General features: G+C 72.6%; 2 protein-coding genes and 1 pseudogene. 2 read left to right on the forward strand and 1 reads right to left on the reverse strand.

The annotated features are described in order from the left end of the window. A pseudogene (locus ABZ885_RS39605) lies at positions 1-494 on the reverse strand (hypothetical protein); the annotation flags it as partial. A gap of 72 nt (positions 495-566) precedes the next feature. Between ABZ885_RS39605 and ABZ885_RS39610 the strand changes: the two are divergent. Further along, positions 567-869, forward strand: coding sequence for an RDD family protein (locus tag ABZ885_RS39610; protein WP_360199821.1), 303 nt, complete (start codon positions 567-569; stop codon positions 867-869). A gap of 187 nt (positions 870-1,056) precedes the next feature. After that, entirely contained in the window at positions 1,057-2,307 is a 1,251-nt protein-coding gene (locus ABZ885_RS39615) for a M64 family metallopeptidase (protein ID WP_360199819.1), read from the forward strand. The last annotated feature ends 19 nt before the right edge of the window (positions 2,308-2,326 follow it).

Below are 2,326 nucleotides of genomic sequence, written 5' to 3' on the forward strand. Positions count from 1 at the left end.
CCGGCGCCCCCGCCGGGCCAGCCGACCCGGCAGGCGGAGCCGCCCCGGCCTGGGCCAGGGGCCCCGGTTGGCCCTGCCGACTCGCCGGTCACATCGGCCGTGACGTCGCCGACGTGCCCGCGTTGCACGCGGACGGACGCGTCCCTGCGGTCCTTTCCGGGGTGGCGCGCCAAGGGGGAGTCGGCGTCGTACAGGACCGGGGCGGAGGAGGTCGCGATGACCGTGTCCCCGTCCTTGACCGTCAACCGGCCGCCGTCCTCCTTACCGATCCGGAGTCCCTTGCCGATCACCGGGACCTTGATCTCCACGAGGCCCGCGGGGCGGCGGTTGAGGACGACGTCGAAGCGCAGCCCGGTGGGCAGCGCGGTGGCCACGAGATCACCGGCGCCCTCGGCCACCACGCCGCGGTAGACGGCTCGGCTTCCTTCGACCTCGGGCTTCGGCAACTGCCCGCTCCAGCCGAGCTCCAGTACGGCGCCATCGCTCTGCTCCACCCGGGCGAAGGGGCCGAAGCCACCTGCCGAGAACCGAATCTCCTGCTGTACATCCTCATCGACAACTCCTTCCTGTACTCGGCCCTGGTGGCCCTGGTCGCCTTCGGCTACGAGGCCGCGATGCTGATGACCCAGGGCGGCCAGACGGTCGGCAAGAAGGCGATGCGCCTGCGGGTCGTCGACCTCGGCCACGGCGGCCCGTCGACCGAGAGCGGCCACCTGACCCGCGCGGCCGTCTACGCCCTCCCCGGCGCCGTGTACTGCATCGGGTCGCTGTTCTCGCTCCTCAACGTGCTCTGGCCGCTGTGGGACAAGCCGCTCCAGCAGGCGCTGCACGACAAGGCCGCCAAGACGCTGGTCGTCAAGGAGTCCTGACCTCCCGCCGGGACACACCCGCGAAGGCCGCCCCTCCCCGCCGGAGGGGCGGCTTCGGCGCGCCCGGGGTCTTCCCTTCGCGGGCGGCACCCCGTCCAATGGGTGGTGCCAGTAAAATTCCACTCGCGAAGGAGCCCGTGTGCGCAGGAACAGGTTGGCCACTGCCATCCTCATAGGTGTCATGTCCATGACTGCACTGACGGCGGTACCGGCCGGGGCGGCACCCACCGACGGGCCCACGGCACGGGGGCAGCAGGTCGAGGTGTTCGCCGAGGACGGCGGCATCACCCGGGCCGAGGTCTCCCCCGCCTCGCCGTACCTCGCCGAACGGCCGCCCGCCCTCGCGGGCGACGGCGACGTCACGCCGATCGTCACCAACGGCGGCACGGACACCAAACTGGACGTGGTGGTGATCGGCGACGGCTACACCGCCGGGGAGCAGGAGAAGTTCCGCGCCGACGCCGCCGCCAAGTGGCGCGAACTCAGCGCCGTCGAGCCCTACGCCACCTACCGCGGGCTGTTCAACGTCTGGGCCGTGGACGCGGTCTCGGCCGAGTCCGGTGTCACCGGGGACCCGGACCGCGCCACCGTCCGCAACACGGCGCTCGGCTCCTACTTCTGGTGCGACGACATCGAGCGCCTGCTCTGCGTGGACGTCAAGGCCGTGGAGCGGTACGCCGCGAAGGCCCCGCAGGCCGACCTGGTCCTGGTGGTCGCCAACACCGCCAAGTACGGCGGCGCCGGCTACAACGACGTACAGTCCCCGCTCGGGTACGAGGGCATCGCGACCGTGGCCGGGGGCAACAGCCGCTCCGGGCAGATCGCCGTGCACGAGACCGGCCACTCGCTGGGCAAGCTCGCCGACGAGTACTTCTACGACGGCCAGGGCACCTACCAGGGCGCCGAGCCCGCCGAGTCCAACATCAGCACGCTGACCGCCGACCGGATGCGCGGCGAGCACGCGAAGTGGTACCGCTGGCTCGGCCGGACCTCGCCGGACGGCGGGACTGTCGGCAGCTACACCGGCGGCGGCTACTACCCCGCCGGGCTGCAGCGGCCCACCGAGAACTCGATCATGCGGTCGCTCGGCCGCGAGTTCAACCTCCCCGGCCGGGAGGCGATGATCGCCGGGTTCTACCGGCACGCCGCGACCGTCACCAGCACCACGCGGGCCGGAAGCACCCTGGACTCCGCCGGCCGGCTGACCGTCGAACTGCCCGTCCCCGGCACCACACTGCGCTGGTACGAGGACGGGCGCGAGCTGGTGCAGCTGCGCGACCACACCACCGTCCCGCTCTCCTCCTTCGGCTTCGCCCCCGCCCCGCGGGGCATCGGCCACCGGCTCACCGCCGTCGCGACCGACCCCACCCCGGCGGTGATCGACCCCGCACTGCGGCCCTCGCTCACCACCTCGCTGTCCTGGTGGGTGACCGGCTGACACCGCGACCGCCCGGGGC

The organism is Kitasatospora sp. NPDC047058 (assembly GCF_040643935.1).
Classification (GTDB): domain Bacteria; phylum Actinomycetota; class Actinomycetes; order Streptomycetales; family Streptomycetaceae; genus Kitasatospora.

Coding starts and splice junctions, on each gene's coding strand:
- ABZ885_RS39615 (WP_360199819.1), top strand. CDS start 1,057: ATGACTGCACTGACGGCGGTACCGGCCGGGGCGGCACCCACCGACGGG.